We start from the raw sequence: 15888 nt of genomic DNA, 5'->3' as shown, positions 1-15888 counted from the left end.
AAAATGGAATCGGGCAAAGTGACTCGCATCGTTGTGATCGGAACCGGATTTGTGGGCTCCAGCTATGCTTACGCCCTGGTGAATCAAGGGCTGGGCAATGAGTTGATCCTGGTCGACATCAATCAAAAAAAGGCGGAAGGGGACGCGATGGACCTGAACCATGCGGTTCCCTTCGGCGCGCCGATGCGCATCTGGGCGGGGGATTACGCCGACTGCAAGGATGCGGACCTGGTGGTAATCACCGCCGGGGCCAATCAACGCCCGGGAGAGACCCGTCTGGATCTTGCGGGTCGGAACGCTCAAATTTTTCGTTCCATCGTCGATCAGGTGATGGAGAGCGGCTTTAACGGACTGTTCCTGGTCGCAACCAATCCGGTGGATGTCCTGTCCTATGCCACCTGGAAGTTTTCCGGGTTGCCCGCCCGTCGCGTGATCGGATCCGGAACGATCCTGGATACCGCCCGCCTGCGCCATTTGCTGAGCGGGGCGTACCGTGTGAATCCGCAAAATGTGCACGCCTACATCATCGGGGAGCATGGGGATACGGAGTTGCCCGTCTGGAGCCATGCCAGCATCGGTGTGCGCCCCATCTCGGAATATTTGAAACAGGGGATCGGCCCCAGCCGGGAAGAGTTGGATCAAATTTTTGTCAAGGTGAGGGATGCGGCCTATCATATCATTGAACGAAAGGGAGCAACCTATTACGCCATTGCGATGGGACTGGCCCGTTTGACCCGCGCCATTCTGAACGATGAGAATTCGGTGCTCACCGTGTCCACCCTGCTCAGCGGGGAATACGGGCTCGAGGATATTTACATCGGCGTTCCGGCGGTGGTGAATCGCTCCGGCGTGAGGGAAGTGGTTGATTTGAATTTGACGGAGGAGGAACGGAAAAAATTGCATCACTCGGCGGAAGTCCTGACCCGGGTGTTGAAAAATATCCTTTAATCCACGATACTAGTTTTGTATTCGAAATCGTGATCAAGGAAATGGAAGGGTCAGATGATGTTCAAACAGGCGATTGGAAAACTGCAGCGTCTCATCGGAAAAGGATCCCCCGAAAAGGAAGCGGAACGCGCCGGCGTAACACCTTCACCCGGTGAGGAGGAAACCTTCGTTTCTCCGATGACCGGCAGGCTGCTTCCGATCACCGAGGTGCCGGACCAGGTGTTTTCCCAAAAAATGATGGGGGACGGCTTTGCGATCGATCCGGCGGAGGGGGTCGTCGTCTCTCCCGTGGAAGGGGAGATCGTCAATCTCTTTCCCACCAAGCACGCCATCGGCATCCGTTCCAAGGGGGGCCGGGAGATCCTGATTCACATCGGGATCGACACCGTCAACCTCCAGGGAGAAGGTTTCAAGCCTTTCATCTCGGAAGGGGATGCGGTCAAGCCGGGTCAAAAGCTGATGGAAGTGGATCTGGAACTCCTCCGGAACAAGGCGACGTCCGTCATCACCCCGATCCTTTTCACCAACCTGCAGGAAGGCGAAAAGGTTGAGCTGAAGAAGGCGGAGGCCAGGCAGGGGGAAGAGGGAATCGTGGCGGTGACGAGTTGAATTTCGAAAAAAACGGGGCGGCCCTTCATCCGCCCCGTGATGGCTCCGATTCCGAGGAGGACGGAAGTCCGCCTCGGAATCGGATTTCCGGAATCTCAAGTGGACGGGATATTGGGCCCGTCCAATTTTTTGTTTCCGTACCCGGGTCTCGGATCCCGGGCGGCCTCCGGCTGCCGACCGGTGCGGCGATTGTCATTGCCCGAGAGACGGGCTTCCTTGTCCCTTTGCTTCTTCATGGCGAAGTCTCCTTTGAATGCGCTTTTTTGCAGTTTTCCCCGGAACCGGCGGACTATGCCGAACTGCGGTTTCAAAGGGTCATTTCCCCGGTTCCTCCGAAACGTATTCGGGAAACTCCTTCGCAAAGGTTTGCGCGACCGCCTGGTATTCCTCGTCGGGAATTTCCGAAGGGGACCCGTCTTCGATTTCGAAGAAGTAGGGGGGCCCCGTAGGATGTTTTTTGTCGTAATACATGCCGATCAGCCTGTTCTGGTGGTAGAAGGTGGCGCCCAGGATCGCTTCCACCCCGCCCTCCAGGTCCAGAAAGAAGACGGGCTCGACCTGCTCCAGGACGGTTTCGGTGTAGGTTTCTCCCGGATAGCGGAGCACCAGGGCGTCTTCCTCTTCTTCCGCAATGAAGAGCTGCTTTTTGGATTCCTTGGACCAGATCAGCAGCAAGTGCTTCACGTTTTCGTGGATGAAGACGTATTGGTGGGGGGTTTCGAAACGGACGTGCACGGTTTGATCCCTCCCGCGAATGGGTGATTAATGGGGGTGCGATCCAACTATAACACCAAACCCCGGCCGGCTCCACCCGGGCGGAAAGGGGAGGAATCATTCCGGGAGATGTCGAATAGATAAACGAACACATGTTCCGAGTCCGAAAGGAGGGAAGGTGCTTCCTGCGGGAAGCGCCGCGGAAATGACCGGGAAGGGAACAGAGGCATTGCGAGAACTTTTGCTCGAGGAATTGGGAGCCGGCGTAAGGACGACCAAGAAACTGCTGGCTCGGGTCAGGCCCGGGGAGTGGGATTTCCGACCGGCGGACAACATGCGTTCGCTGGGAGAGCTGGCGAATCATCTGGCGCAGATTCCGCTCGTCGATCTGGCCATTCTTCAGGAAAAGAGCGAGGAGGAAGTGCGCAGGCTGGAGTCGGAATACGCCTCTTCCGATCCGGAGAAGCTGTGTGAATGGATGGAAGAGGGCTTTCAGTCGTTGTGCGATTACATGCGCGGTTTGGACAAAGAGACGTTCCTGACCCGAACGACGAAGCCCTTCTATGCCGATCACGGCTCCACCCAGGCCAAATGGCTCGTTGAGATCGTCACCCACGTTTATCACCACCGGTCCCAGCTGTTTCAGTACCTGAAACAACTGGGCCATCCGGTCAACATGTTCGATTTGTACGGGTGAAGGGGATTTGTGGCGGATGCCCGCAGGAGGGCATCCGTTTTTTCGCGATCCCGATTTCCCTCTACAGCTCGGCGATGCGAAAGCGGAATCGCGCTCCCCCCTCGGGTGCGTTGCCCGCGGTGATCCATCCGCCGTGTTTCTCCGCAAGGGTCTTGGCGATGTACATTCCCAGCCCGGCATGTCCCGAGCCCGATTTACGCGCCGGGTCTCCCCGGTAGAAGGGCTGGAAGAGGTGGCGCAGGTCCTTTTCGGAAAGGCCGGGACCCGTGTCGGTGATCTCCATTTCCACCCCCTCCTCATCCAGGAGAACGCGCCAGCGTATCTCTCCCCGGGCGGGGGTGTACCGAAGGGCATTGGTAATCACGTTGTCCAGGATCTGCGACAGGCGATGTCCGTCCACCCGCATCGGGCGGGGATGGCGGCGAAAATCCTCCAGGCTGAAATGCAAACGGATCCCCATTTGCGAGCAGAGGGAGAGGTACTCTTCCTTTTTCTCCGTCAGGTAGGCGCCGAGGTCCAGAGGGGAGGGGGAAAGGGAGAAATCGGGTCGTTCCAATCGGTTGGCTTCCTGCATTTCCTCCAGCATCCGGATCGCTCGCCGGGCATTGGTTTGAATGGCCCGGAGGGAACGATGACGGCGCTCGTCTTCCTGCGAAGTCCGATTCAGGAGGTTCTCGGCATGTCCGAGAATGATCGTGAGCGGGGTGAACAGATCGTGGGCCAGGGCGGCCAGCATCTCCCGGCGCCCCTGTTCCGCCCTCCACTGGGTTTCGAGGGATGCGCGGAGGGAACGGCGCATGTTTTCAAAGGCTTTGCCCAAGGCGTCCAGTTCCCGGGTTCCGCCCACTTCACCCAGGGTGAAGTCCAAGTCTCTCCGTTCCACCCGGGTTGCCCCTTCCATCAAGGAGGCGATCGCAGGGGAGATCCTCCTTTCAAGGCGACGGCCGAACCAGTAGGTGAAGAAGGCGAGGGTGACAAAGGGAGTGGCCATCGCCAGAACGAGAACGACCGCCGCCAAGGGAGAGTCGTTGGCCTTCAGAAAAGAGATTTGATAGCTGAGCACGAGCACTCCCATCAGCCGTCCCTGACCGTCGCTCAGGGGAACGTACCGGTAGATCCGTCCGTCCCGGGTTTCCGTCGTGTTCACTTTTCGAATCCACTGTTCCGGATTCGCTTTTTCCGGAGGGGAAAGCGTTCCGTAGCCCTCCCCCCCTCGCAGGGGGAGGACCCGGTAGGAGACGCCTTCGGACGGAATTTCCTCTTCCAAAAGGGGGCGGTTTTCGGGATCCAGCAATTTGGCTCCCGATTCTTCCGCGAAACGGAGAATGGCCGGCACCTGTTTTTCGTAGAAGTTGGCGGGCCGGAAGAAAGATAAGGTCGACAGGCCGAGAAGGAGCCAGATCAGCGTGGAGGTTGCGGCGCTCCACAGGATGACGGACAGGGCCAGGCGGATGAACTGACGGCGAAAAGTCGGAGGAGTGTTCATTTTTCCCAACGGTATCCAATCCCCCAAACGGTGGTGATGGGATTCAGCCCGGGTTCGACGGCGGAAAGCTTCGCCCGGATTTTTTTGATGTGCTCGGTCACCGTGGCGCTGCTGCCTTCCCCGAAGCCCCAAATTTTTTCGTAGATTTGTTCCCTGGAAAACACCTGGCCCGGATGCATGGCCAAAAGGCGAAGGATGTCAAATTCCTTGCCCGTCATCGGCACTTCCCGGTTCCGGACGTGCACCTTCCGCTGTTTCAGATCGATGGCCAGGTTTCCGAAACGGAGGGTTGTCATCTCCCTGCCCACGGCGGAGCGCTGTTCCCGGCGCAGGTGGGCGGCGATCCGCGCCTTCAGCTCCCGCAGGCTGAAGGGTTTGGTCAAGTAATCGTCCCCTCCGGCCGTTAGGCCTTCGATCCGGTCTTCCACCTCCCGCCGGGCGGACAAAAAGAGGATGGGACAGGCCACCGTCTCCCTGATGGCCCGACAGACCTCGATGCCGTCCAAACCCGGCATCATGATGTCCAGCACGATCAGGTCCGGTTGATGCTCGAGGAGCGGAAAGATCTCGTTTCCGTCGGTGGCGGTAAGCACCCGGTATCCCTCGTCTTCCAGGGCGTCCTTGATCATGTCGAGCAGATCTTGTTCATCGTCGGCGATCAAGATGGTTGCCATCACATCGATTCCCTCCTGCCGCTTTAATGCTCTCCTTTCCGTCCTTCCCAACGGTTAAACCATAGGATTGCCCCGGCCAACAGGATGAAAAAGGTGAGCGTCGACGCGATCAATCCCTGAAAGGTTTGGTGCAGGATTTCTCCCGAGGCGATGAGTTCCGGCGGTGAATCCATTCCGGGAAGATAAGCCAGGTAGGCGCCTGGCAGCAGGGCCAGGCGGACGGGCCACGCCCACGGGATGAAGGGCCAGACGGTGTCCCCGATGCTGGTCGCCGTCAGGGCGGCGATGAGAAGACCTGCTCCCCCGATGCCGACGGACGGGCCGTAACCCCAGACATAGCCGATCCAGTAATGGAGGATCAGCAGTGGCATGGATCCGACCAGGGCCATCAGGGTGGCCAGCAGAAAGATGGGCCAGGCGATGAGAACGTCCATGACCAGTTTGAATCCCAGGATCAGGAAGGTTGTGGCCGCCAGGGTGGCGACCGAAATCAGCAGGAGGAGGATGATCAGCTTCCCGGAGAACAGATGGCTCCGGGGGCGGGGGCTTCCGAGAATCCCCCGGAAGTGGCCCGCCTCCTCCTCCTGGTGGGCCATGTATCCGGCCGCGACGCCGATGCCGACGGGGATCATCAGGACGGTCCACCCCTCGAAAAAGGCCAGGAACAGGGAGAGCTGCCTTTCGGGGGTGATTTCCCACCTGGAATAATACCAAAGGATCAGCGCCGCATAGAGAAGGGGGAGTCCCACGGCCAGGGGCCGGAGCGGCGTCCGCTTCGTCTTCAGCCATTCGGATTGAAGGATTGTCATTGCTCTAGCGCATCTCCTTTCTTTTAAACCACAGGGCGGTGATCCAAGTAAAGAGGAGAAAGGCGGTTATTCCCAATAATATGCCCACCGGAATCACGGAGGGTTCCAGAAGGGGATCGCCTGCGTCCAAGGGCACGCCGTTGGGATGCACCCCCACTACAGGGGCCATCAACCGGGTGGGCCAGCTCCAGGGCACGTACACCCAATGGGGGGTGGGTGCCGCCAGCACACCGGCGATCAGACCGGCAAAACCGACGGCCATGCTGAAGAGGGTCCCCTTCCAGGCTGCCGCCCACAGCTGAATCGGGATGAGGGCGAGAGATGTCAGCCAAATCAACAGCGCCCCCGTCACGATCTGAGACCAGGGTATCGCCCCTCCGGCGACAATCAGGCCCGCGAGGAGGAGAGAGCCTGCCAAAATGCCGCTGGACAGGAGGGTGTGGCAGGCCAAGACGGCGATTTTTCCCGTCCACAGGGCGGGGACGGATACGGGATGAATCCGCAGATTCTGAAGGTTCCCGGCCCTTTTTTCCTTTTGTTGGGCCAGGGAAGCGAGCAGTGCCGTTCCGAGGGGGACGAAGAGGACCGGCCACCAGTTGTAGATCTGAAAGAGCAAGAGCTCCCAGGGTCCGATTTCATCGGGCAGATACAGTTTGGTGATCTGGGAGATGAGGATCAAAAGGAAAGGGGTGAATAGGGCCAGACGTTTGGCGAAGGTTCTTTTGAATTTCAAATGTTCCGTGCGTAGGATTTCAAGCATGGTTTTCCCTCCTCACGGTCTGAAGAAACAACGTCTCAAGATCGTCTTTTTCCCCGATGGGCGCCTGCAGTTTCAACTCCCCGCCGCTGATGATGCCGATGTGGTCGACGAGCTGGGCCACTTCCGACAAAATGTGACTGGACAGGAGAATGGTTTTTCCCCTCGAGTTGAGGAGTCGGATCAGTTCCCTGAATTCCTCGATCCCGATCGGATCCAGTCCGTTGGTCGGTTCGTCCAGGATGAGGATTTCCGGATCTCCGAGGAGAGCGATGGCGAGGCCGAGTCGCTGCTTCATCCCGAGGGAAAAGTGGGAAACCAATTTTTTGCCTGTCGTCTCCAGCCCGGTGATGACGAGGGCTCGATCGATCTCTTCTTGGGGAAGGCCCATCAACCGGCTGTGAACGAGAAGGTTTTCAAAGGCGGTCAGATTGCCGTACAGGGCGGGGGTTTCGATCAAGGCGCCGATCCGACCCAGGCAGTCCCTGGACCAGGGTTTTCCAAAGACGTGCACTTCGCCTTCTGATGGGCGCATAAGCCCTGTCAACAACTTCAACGTGGTCGATTTCCCCGCCCCGTTCGGCCCCAGCAAGCCGTAAACGGAGCCCTTCGGAATCCGGAGAGACAGTGTTTTTACAATCTGCCGGTTTCCTATCCGCTTGGTCAAGTTCCGGGTTTCGATGGCGTATTCCATCATGTTTGCCCACCTCTTTGTCGATGATTGTCTCGAGATCAATGTAGCAAGCAAAAATAAAGGATTTATAAAAATGCCGGCAAAAACCGCCTTTTTTCCGCCCGAACGGGACAAATGCAGGACTTTGCTTTCACAAAAAAACGCCTTTCGAAAAGCCGCTGGAAATCGGCCTTCGGAAGGCGATACAGAGTGACGCCCGTCGGCAAAGGATTGCTATTTTTCGTCCAGGACCGTGATGTAGGCGATCATCGGGCCGTTGTTTTCGGCGGTCGCGTGGTCGTGGCAGATCAGTTGATACGTTCCGGGTTTGTCGGCCAGGAAGGATACACGCGTTTTCTCTCCCTTTCGGACGACTCCGCTGACGCCGAACTCGCTGAGGGAAAAGTTGTGGGCTTTCCCGTGGATTCCGTGCAGGACCAGGTTGACTCTGTCCCCTTTGTTGACCACGATGGACCCGGGATCCCAGCGATAAGCCTCGATTTCCCGCCCATTCACCTCGCTTTTGTATTCGACGGTGACGAGATGGAAGGTTTTTTCCGGGGTTTGGGTCCATTCCTGGATGACGGTCCGGTCGTCGAACCAGGGAACGAGAAGGACGGTGGTGCCGATCAGCACCAACAGGAAGGCGATGGTGAGCGCCAGCCATTGACGCGGGGTGGTCATGGGAATCCCCCTTTGGCGAATGTTTTGTGTCTATTTATTGACAACAAGACCCGGGTTTTATCCGATCGGTGGAAAAAAAGTTACGCATTGTAAATCGATCGCGGTTGTTATATAATAGGAACGGATGTTCGACTCCGGGTGGGAAACCATGAAGGATACGGTGTTGAAAAGGGCCGCGAAGTCCGGGCGGCCGGTGGAGATCATTTACATGGACGAAAAGGGGAAAATCACCCAGCGGCGGATCCGCATCCGGGTCATTCGGGAGGATCTGGTGGAGGCGTATTGTTTTGAGCGGAAGGGGGTTCGCCGTTTCAAGCGCTCCAATATCCTGGCGGCCCGGGAATCGGAATAGACGGGCGGAGAGGCTTTTTGCGAAGAGGTTTCGGGAGATTGCCATCGAATCGGTGTTTTCCGGAGGGGAAAACCGTGTTATACTAGTCCCTGAAATCAATCCGATCAGGATCATCGAATCGATCCGTCCGGATGGTTGATCGGCTGCAATGTTGCCCGAAGGGCTCGGGCGACAGGTGAACGATCCGTAAAACCGATGGGCAACCGGGAGGGTGACAGATGAGCTTGAAATGGAAAAATCAAGGAGAAAACCGCGACAACGATTTTCTGGACATGGTCTTCGCCACGGCGACCTCCTTTATCTTCTTCATGGGAATTGCCGTGGTGGCGACGGTGATCAGCCTCATCCGGTGAACGGAGGATTGCCGCGGAACGGTCAAGGAGTGGTCGGGGATCTGCCTGTTTGCGTGATCTCTCGTGGGTGCTTTCGCATTTCGCAAACGCTCCCATGCGGCCTCCGCACGGCCGGTGCCGGTCCGGGATGGGGCCGCTGAAGGTGCGCGCCGGGTGAAGAGGAACCGACCGGGTTTCTTTTTTTGTGGAGGAAATTGAGGATAGGAGGCAGGAGAAGCATGAATGTTCACGAGTACCAGGGGAAAGAGGTACTGAAGCAATACGGGGTGGACGTTCCCAGGGGGCAGGTGGCCTTCACCCCCGAAGAAGCGGTGGAGGCGGCGAAGTCCCTGGGTGGCGATCTGTGGGTTGTCAAGGCGCAGATTCACGCCGGCGGCCGGGGAAAGGCGGGGGGCGTCAAGCTTGCCCGCAGCCTGGACGAGGTTCGCTCCCACGCCGAAGAACTCCTGGGGAAAGTGCTGGTCACCCATCAAACGGGCCCCGAAGGGAAGGAAGTGAAACGCCTCCTGATCGAAGAGGGGTGTAAGATCCAGAAGGAATACTATGTCGGCATGGTAATCGACCGCTCCACCGGCCGGGTGACCCTGATGGCCTCCGAAGAAGGCGGAACGGAGATCGAGGAGGTGGCGGCCCGCACACCGGAGAAGATCATCAAGGAATCGATCGATCCGGCGGTTGGCCTGTTGCCCTTCCAAGCCCGTCGAGTGGCCTTCAAAATCAACATTCCCCGGGATCGCATCAACAAGGCGGCCAAATTCATGACGGGCCTGTACCGCGCCTTTGTGGAGAAGGATTGCTCCCTGGCGGAAATCAACCCGCTCGTCACCACCGAGGACGGCCGGGTGATGGCTTTGGATGCCAAGCTCAACTTCGACAGCAACGCGCTGTATCGCCATCCGGACATCCGCGAATTGAGGGATTTGGATGAAGAGGATCCCAGGGAAGTGGAAGCTTCCAAATACGATCTGAGCTATATCGCCCTGGACGGCAATATCGGCTGCATGGTCAACGGCGCCGGACTGGCGATGGCCACGATGGACATCATCAAGCATTACGGCGGAGAGCCGGCCAACTTCCTGGATGTGGGCGGCGGCGCCACCGCCGAGAAGGTGACGGAAGCCTTCAAAATCATCCTGTCCGACGAAAATGTGAAGGGGATCCTGGTCAATATTTTCGGCGGAATCATGAAATGCGACGTGATCGCCACCGGAGTGGTCGAAGCGGCCAAACAGGTGGGGCTGGACCGTCCGCTGGTGGTGCGTCTCGAGGGGACCAACGTGGAGCTTGGCAAAAAGATTTTGGAAGAGTCCGGTCTGAAAATCATCGCCGCCGATTCCATGGCGGACGCGGCGCAAAAGATCGTTTCCCTGGTGAAATAAACACTGAGCACGTTGAAGAAAGGCGGGTTGGGCGTTGAGCATATTCGTGAACAAGGACACCAAAGTGATTACGCAGGGAATCACCGGATCCAACGGGATGTTTCACACCAAGCAGGCGCTGGAATACGGAACGAAAGTGGTTGCGGGGGTAACTCCGGGCAAGGGCGGAACCTCCGTCGAGGGCGTCCCGGTTTTTGACACCGTTGAGGAGGCGGTCAAAGAGACGGGAGCCAACGCGTCGGTCATCTACGTTCCCCCGGCCTTTGCCGCTGATGCGATCATGGAAGCGGTGGATGCGGAACTGGATTTGGTGGTCTGCATCACCGAGGGTATACCCGTCCTCGACATGGTCAAGGTGAAGCGGTACATGGAAGGGAAGAAAACCCGTTTGATCGGCCCCAACTGCCCGGGAGTGATCACGCCGGGCGAGTGCAAGATCGGCATCATGCCCGGATACATCCATATGCCCGGGAAGGTAGGAATCGTCTCCCGCAGCGGAACCCTCACCTATGAGGCGGTTCACCAGCTGACCACCCGTGGCATCGGGCAGTCGACGGCGGTCGGGATCGGCGGAGACCCGGTCAACGGAACCAATTTCATCGACGTTCTCAAGGAGTTCCAGGCGGATCCGGACACCTTGGCGGTCATCCTGATCGGTGAGATCGGAGGCACGGCCGAGGAAGAGGCCGCCGAGTGGATCCGTCAGAACATGGATAAGCCGGTGGTGGCCTTCATCGGCGGTCAGACGGCTCCTCCGGGCAAGCGGATGGGTCATGCGGGGGCCATCATTTCCGGAGGAAAGGGAACGGCCGCCGAAAAGATCGCCAAGCTTCAGGAATGCGGCGTGAAGGTGGCTCCCACCCCGGCCGACATCGGCGAGACGTTGGTTCAGGTCCTGAAGGAGAAAGGTTTGCTGGAGCAGTGCATCACGAAGAAATAGACATCGGCTTTCTGGGGACCGCCCTGCGGTCCCCCGTTTTTTGGAGGGAGTGCGATGGAAGAGCGGGACGGATTGATCGCGATGCACCAAATCCAGGGGATCGGTTGGCACACGTTGCATAAATTGTTGGAAGCGGGATGGAATCCCGCGGGAGAATTGACTTCTGACCTCCTGCAGCACCTCAGGGACCTCCGCGTCCCGGGAAGCACGGTGGAGCGAATCCGCGGGAAGTGGAACCCGTCCTTCGTCCGTCGGGTGAAGGAGGAGCTGAAACGGCGCAGAATCGCCGCCGTCACCTATTTTGATCCGGAATACCCGGAATATTTGAAAGAGATTGCCCAGCCTCCCTGGGTGCTCTACATCAAGGGGGATCTCTCCCTCCTTTCCGGAGTGTGTTTGGCCGTGGTGGGCACGCGCAATCCGACGCACTACGGGAGGCGGGTTGCGCGGAAAATGGCGGCGGAGATCGCTTCTCGGGGATGGGTGGTTGTGAGCGGCATGGCTGCCGGCGTCGATTCAGAGGCCCACCGGGGCGCTCTGGAAGCGAACGGGAAAACGGTCGCCGTCCTGGGAACGGGGGTGGATGTCGTTTATCCGAAGCATCTCCGCGGACTTTACGCGGAATTGGCCGAAAAGGGAGCGGTCTGTTCGGAGATGCCCCCGGGGACGGCTCCCCGCCCCGGCCTCTTTCCCCAGAGAAACCGGATCATCAGCGGCCTCTCCGTGGGTACGCTGGTGGTGGAGGCGGCGGAGCGTAGCGGCGCTCTCATCACCGCCGATTTCAGCATGGAGCAGGGGCGGGAGGTGTTTGCCGTCCCCGGTCCCGTCACGTCGGAGAAGAGCGCGGGCACCAACCGGCTGATCCAACAGGGCGCCAAGTGCGTGACCGGCGTGCAGGACATTCTGGAGGAGTTTCCTTCCCTGGATCAATCTCCACGGGCTCCGGCGGAATCGACGGAACCTTCCGACCTTTCTCCGGAGGAAGGACTGCTGCTTTCCTTCATCAGAGACGAGCCGGTGCACATCGACGAACTGAGGGAGCAAATCTCCCTCCCGCCCGGGGAGATTCACAGGCATCTGCTTTCGCTCCAGTTGAAAAAACGGATCCGGCAACTGCCGGGGTCGCGGTTTGTCAGGGAAGGATGAGATCCGGTGTTTTAAGAGGAGCGGTTTCGGGGGAATGACATGACAAAGGGCTGGAAACCATTTGGATGAACCGTCGGAGGTTCCGGCGGAAGGACTCCCCGGTTGCCGCAGGCACCGGATATTTGTTATCGTTACAGATGCGACCTCGTCTTGGTGGATCCGACATGTGAAGAAAATGGAACGGTTTTCAAATAGAGGGGAGGACACGGGATGGCCGATTCGCTCGTCATCGTCGAATCGCCCGCCAAAGCGAAAACCATCGGCAAATATCTGGGAAAAAAATATATCGTCAAAGCTTCGATGGGACATGTGCGGGATCTGCCCAAAAGCCAAATGGGCATTGATATCGAACACCGCTTCGAACCGAAATACATCACCATCCGCGGCAAGGGTAACGTGTTGAAGGAGTTGCGCGAAGCGAAGAAAAAGGTGAAGCGGGTATTCCTTGCCGCCGACCCGGATCGGGAAGGTGAAGCGATCGCATGGCATTTGGCCCACAGCCTGGATTTGAGCCCGAATGAAAAATGCCGGGTGGTTTTCAACGAGATCACCAAACAGGCCATCCAGGAAGCTTTCAAAAACCCCCGTCCGATCGACATGGATCTGGTCAACGCCCAGCAGGCACGGCGCATTCTGGACCGGCTGGTCGGTTATGGGATCAGCCCGATCCTGTGGAAAAAGGTGAAGAAGGGTTTAAGCGCCGGACGCGTTCAATCCGTGGCCGTCAAGCTGATCATCGACCGGGAAAAGGAGATCCGGGAGTTTAAGCCGGAGGAGTACTGGACGGTCACGGCGGAACTGTTGAAGGGGAACGAGTCCTTCCGGGCGAAGTTTTACGGCTATGGGAAGGAAAAAACGGAGCTGAAGAACGAAGAGGAGGTCAAGGCGCTTCTCGAGCGAATCAAAGGAAAGCGATTCGTCGTCGAAGAAGTGAAAAAGAGCCAGCGGCGCCGCAATCCGGCTCCGCCTTTCATCACCAGCACCCTGCAGCAGGAGGCGGCGAGAAAGCTCAGGTTCCGGGCCTCCCGTACCATGGCCGTCGCGCAGCAATTGTACGAAGGCGTGGACCTGGGTCCCGAGGGTTCCGTCGGATTGATCACCTACATGCGGACCGATTCGACCCGGATCGCCGAGACGGCCCAGCGGGAAGCGCTGGCATGGATTAAGCATGCCTTCGGAGAGCCCTATCTGCCGGATACTCCGCGTCGGCACCGGACAAAGGCGGGCGCCCAGGATGCCCACGAAGCGATCCGACCCACGTCGGTGGAGCGTACGCCCGAAAAGGTGAAAAGCTATCTGAGCCGGGATCAGTACCGCCTGTACAAACTGATCTGGGAGCGTTACGTGGCCAGTCAAATGGCCCCCGCAGTCATGGACGCCGTCACCGCGGACATCCGCGTTGGGGATGCGTTGTTTCGGGCGACGGGTTCGACGGTCAAATTCCCCGGCTTCATGAAGGTGTACGTGGAAGGCACGGACGACAACAAAACCGAGGAAGAGGCGCGGCTGCCGGAGCTGGAAAAGGGTGAGACCCTGAAACGAAAATCGGTGCAGCCGAAACAGCATTTCACCCAGCCTCCGCCCCGGTATACGGAGGCCCGGCTGGTCCGAACCCTGGAGGAATTGGGAATCGGAAGGCCGTCCACCTATGCCCCCACCCTGGAGACCATTCAAAAGCGGGGTTATGTGACGCTGGAGGACCGCCGCTTCGTGCCGACGGAGCTGGGCGAGATCGTCACCCAGTTGATGGAGGAATTTTTTCCGGAGATTTTGGATGTCGAGTTTACGGCCAACATGGAGGAAGAGCTGGATCAGATCGAAGAAGGGGCCGTGGATTGGGTTCAAATCGTCGACGAATTTTACCGCCCCTTTCACCGGCGCCTTACGATTGCGGAAAAAGAGATGGAAGAAGTGGAGATCAAGGACGAGGTTTCCGATGAGGTCTGCGAGAAATGCGGAAGCCCGATGGTGTACAAGATGGGCCGGTACGGGCGGTTTTTGGCCTGCTCCTCCTTTCCGGAGTGCCGCAACGCCAAACCGATCCTCAAATCGACGGGAGTTGCCTGTCCCAAGTGCGGCGAGGGGGAGATCGTGGAGCGGAAGAGCAAAAAGCGCCGCACCTTTTACGGCTGCAGCCGGTATCCGGAATGCGATTTCGTGTCCTGGGACAAACCCGTCCCCCGTCCCTGTCCCAAGTGCGGCAAATTGATGGTGGAAAAGAGGAGAAAAAAAGAGACCGTGATCCGCTGTACGGAATGCGGTTATGAGGAAGCGAAACCCTGAGGAGGTTACATGATGCCACAGACAGTAACGGTGATCGGAGCGGGCTTGGCCGGCAGCGAGGCGGCTTGGCAGATCGCACGGCGCGGGGTTCCGGTCCGGCTCATCGAGATGCGCCCTGTGAAACTGACGCCGGCCCACCGGACCGGACGTTTTGCCGAACTGGTCTGCAGCAACTCGCTCCGGGCCAAAGCCCTGACCAACGCGGTGGGGATTTTGAAGGAAGAGATGCGCCGGATGGACTCGCTGATCATGCGGTGTGCCGATGCCCATGAGGTCCCCGCCGGGGGCGCATTGGCGGTGGATCGGGAGTCCTTTTCCGCCGCGGTGACGGATGCGCTGAAACAGATTCCCCACGTGGAGATCCTCCACGAGGAAGTGACGGAGATTCCCGAAGGGATCGCGGTGATCGCCACGGGGCCCCTCACCTCCCCCGCGCTGTCCGAGGAGATCCGCCGCCTGACCGGGGAGGAGTACCTGTATTTCTACGATGCGGCGGCTCCCATCGTGGAAAAGGACAGCATCGACATGGACAGGGTGTTTGTCGCATCCCGCTACGGCAAGGGGGAGTCGGCCTACATCAACTGTCCGATGACGCAAGAAGAGTTCGATCGATTTTATGAAGCGCTCGTCTCCGCCGAGCAGGCCCCCCTCAAGGAATTTGAAAAGGAGATTTACTTTGAAGGATGCATGCCGATCGAAGTGATGGCCCGGCGCGGAAAGAAAACGATCCTGTTCGGTCCGTTGAAGCCGGTGGGTCTTACGGATCCGCGGACCGGAAAACGGCCCTATGCCGTGGTCCAGCTTAGGCAGGACAACAGTGCCGGAACGCTGTACAACCTGGTCGGCTTTCAGACGCATCTCAAATGGGGGGAGCAGAAGCGGGTGATCCGGATGATCCCCGGGCTGGAGCAGGCGGAAATTGTCCGGTACGGCGTGATGCACCGCAACACCTTCATCAATTCCCCCAGGTTGCTGCGACCCACGTACCAGCTGATCCGTCGGGAGGATCTGTTCTTCGCCGGCCAGATTACCGGAGTGGAAGGCTATGTGGAGTCGGCCGCATCCGGGTTGATTGCCGGGATCAACGCCGCCCGACTGGCGGTGGGACAGGATCCGGTGGTTTTTCCGGAGGAGACGGCGATGGGCAGCCTCGCCCGGTATATCACCACCGCCGATCCGAAACATTTTCAACCGATGAACGCCAATTTCGGTCTCCTTCCTCCCTTGCCGAAGAGGATCCGTTCCCGGGAGGAGAGGAACCTGCAATTCGCCGAACGGGCATTGAACAAGATTCGGGATTTTTCCCGGGAGCTGCACCGTTTGCCTTGCTAACCAATCGGTCGGTGTGCTAAGATGAAAGCTGAAACGGTTGCGGAATACATGG

At 58.6% G+C, this 15888-nt stretch carries 17 protein-coding genes and 1 pseudogene; 10 read left to right on the top strand and 8 right to left on the bottom strand.

Annotated elements, in window-relative coordinates; all coding sequences use genetic code 11:
• Positions 1-3 precede the first annotated feature (3 nt).
• A complete protein-coding gene (locus CLV97_RS04295; protein ID WP_106344289.1) occupies positions 4-948 on the top strand; it encodes an L-lactate dehydrogenase in 945 nt (314 codons plus the stop codon).
• A gap of 96 nt (positions 949-1044) precedes the next feature.
• A pseudogene (locus CLV97_RS04290) lies at positions 1045-1557 on the top strand (PTS sugar transporter subunit IIA); the annotation flags it as partial.
• Between the two features lie 95 nt (positions 1558-1652).
• Here CLV97_RS04290 and CLV97_RS18035 read toward each other — a convergent pair.
• Complete coding sequence (locus CLV97_RS18035) at positions 1653-1793, bottom strand: hypothetical protein (RefSeq protein ID WP_170070354.1); 141 nt, start codon at positions 1791-1793, stop codon at positions 1653-1655.
• Between the two features lie 79 nt (positions 1794-1872).
• On the bottom strand, positions 1873-2292 hold the full coding sequence (locus tag CLV97_RS04280) for a hypothetical protein (protein WP_106344286.1): 420 nt from the start codon (positions 2290-2292) through the stop codon (positions 1873-1875).
• A 208-nt stretch (positions 2293-2500) separates the two neighbouring features.
• Here CLV97_RS04280 and CLV97_RS04275 point away from each other — a divergent pair, with 208 nt between their 5' ends.
• The gene (locus CLV97_RS04275; protein WP_342749763.1) at positions 2501-2968 is read left to right on the top strand and encodes a DinB family protein; all 468 of its coding nucleotides are present in this window, start codon (positions 2501-2503) and stop codon (positions 2966-2968) included.
• 61 nt (positions 2969-3029) lie between these two features.
• Here the strand turns inward: CLV97_RS04275 and CLV97_RS04270 are convergent, their stop codons facing one another.
• From CLV97_RS04270 to CLV97_RS04245, 6 genes are all read right to left on the bottom strand, one after another.
• A complete protein-coding gene (locus tag CLV97_RS04270; RefSeq protein WP_245891369.1) occupies positions 3030-4454 on the bottom strand; it encodes a sensor histidine kinase in 1425 nt (474 codons plus the stop codon).
• Positions 4451-5128, bottom strand: a complete 678-nt coding sequence (locus CLV97_RS04265; protein WP_106344284.1) for a response regulator transcription factor — start codon at positions 5126-5128, stop codon at positions 4451-4453. The genes CLV97_RS04270 and CLV97_RS04265 overlap by 4 nt, the downstream gene beginning before the upstream one ends.
• A 23-nt stretch (positions 5129-5151) precedes the next feature.
• Positions 5152-5937, bottom strand: a complete 786-nt coding sequence (locus CLV97_RS04260) for a lantibiotic immunity ABC transporter MutG family permease subunit (protein WP_106344283.1) — start codon at positions 5935-5937, stop codon at positions 5152-5154.
• 4 nt (positions 5938-5941) lie between these two features.
• On the bottom strand, positions 5942-6697 hold the full coding sequence (locus CLV97_RS04255; protein ID WP_106344282.1) for a lantibiotic immunity ABC transporter MutE/EpiE family permease subunit: 756 nt from the start codon (positions 6695-6697) through the stop codon (positions 5942-5944).
• Positions 6690-7391, bottom strand: a complete 702-nt coding sequence (locus CLV97_RS04250) for a lantibiotic protection ABC transporter ATP-binding subunit (RefSeq protein WP_211295678.1) — start codon at positions 7389-7391, stop codon at positions 6690-6692. Before CLV97_RS04250 ends, CLV97_RS04255 begins: the two co-directional genes overlap by 8 nt.
• A gap of 210 nt (positions 7392-7601) precedes the next feature.
• The gene (locus CLV97_RS04245) at positions 7602-8051 is read right to left on the bottom strand and encodes a cupredoxin domain-containing protein (protein ID WP_106344281.1); all 450 of its coding nucleotides are present in this window, start codon (positions 8049-8051) and stop codon (positions 7602-7604) included.
• Positions 8052-8199: 148 nt separating this feature from the next.
• On the opposite strand from CLV97_RS04245, the gene CLV97_RS04240 reads away from it, so the two are divergent.
• From CLV97_RS04240 to trmFO, 7 genes are all read left to right on the top strand, one after another.
• The gene (locus tag CLV97_RS04240; protein ID WP_106344280.1) at positions 8200-8403 is read left to right on the top strand and encodes a hypothetical protein; all 204 of its coding nucleotides are present in this window, start codon (positions 8200-8202) and stop codon (positions 8401-8403) included.
• A gap of 218 nt (positions 8404-8621) precedes the next feature.
• Positions 8622-8756 (top strand): hypothetical protein, encoded by a 135-nt coding sequence (locus CLV97_RS18745; protein WP_281257579.1) that lies wholly within the window; start codon positions 8622-8624, stop codon positions 8754-8756.
• 218 nt (positions 8757-8974) lie between these two features.
• The gene (gene sucC, locus CLV97_RS04235) at positions 8975-10135 is read left to right on the top strand and encodes an ADP-forming succinate--CoA ligase subunit beta (RefSeq protein WP_106344279.1); all 1161 of its coding nucleotides are present in this window, start codon (positions 8975-8977) and stop codon (positions 10133-10135) included.
• A gap of 34 nt (positions 10136-10169) precedes the next feature.
• Positions 10170-11075 carry a succinate--CoA ligase subunit alpha gene (gene sucD, locus CLV97_RS04230; RefSeq protein ID WP_106344278.1) on the top strand — a complete coding sequence of 302 codons (906 nt, stop codon included), beginning with the start codon at positions 10170-10172 and terminating at the stop codon, positions 11073-11075.
• Positions 11076-11129: 54 nt separating this feature from the next.
• Complete coding sequence (gene dprA / locus CLV97_RS04225) at positions 11130-12221, top strand: DNA-processing protein DprA (protein ID WP_106344277.1); 1092 nt, start codon at positions 11130-11132, stop codon at positions 12219-12221.
• A gap of 210 nt (positions 12222-12431) precedes the next feature.
• A complete protein-coding gene (gene topA / locus CLV97_RS04220; protein ID WP_106344276.1) occupies positions 12432-14504 on the top strand; it encodes a type I DNA topoisomerase in 2073 nt (690 codons plus the stop codon).
• A 9-nt stretch (positions 14505-14513) separates the two neighbouring features.
• Positions 14514-15836 carry an FADH(2)-oxidizing methylenetetrahydrofolate--tRNA-(uracil(54)-C(5))-methyltransferase TrmFO gene (gene trmFO, locus CLV97_RS04215; protein ID WP_106344275.1) on the top strand — a complete coding sequence of 441 codons (1323 nt, stop codon included), beginning with the start codon at positions 14514-14516 and terminating at the stop codon, positions 15834-15836.
• Positions 15837-15888 lie beyond the last annotated feature (52 nt).

Origin of the sequence: Planifilum fimeticola (assembly GCF_003001905.1) — a bacterium.
In the GTDB taxonomy this organism is placed as follows: domain Bacteria; phylum Bacillota; class Bacilli; order Thermoactinomycetales; family DSM-44946; genus Planifilum; species Planifilum fimeticola.
The sequence above is the reverse complement of the archived record's forward strand: the minus strand, read 5'-3'. Positions and strand labels throughout refer to the sequence as shown.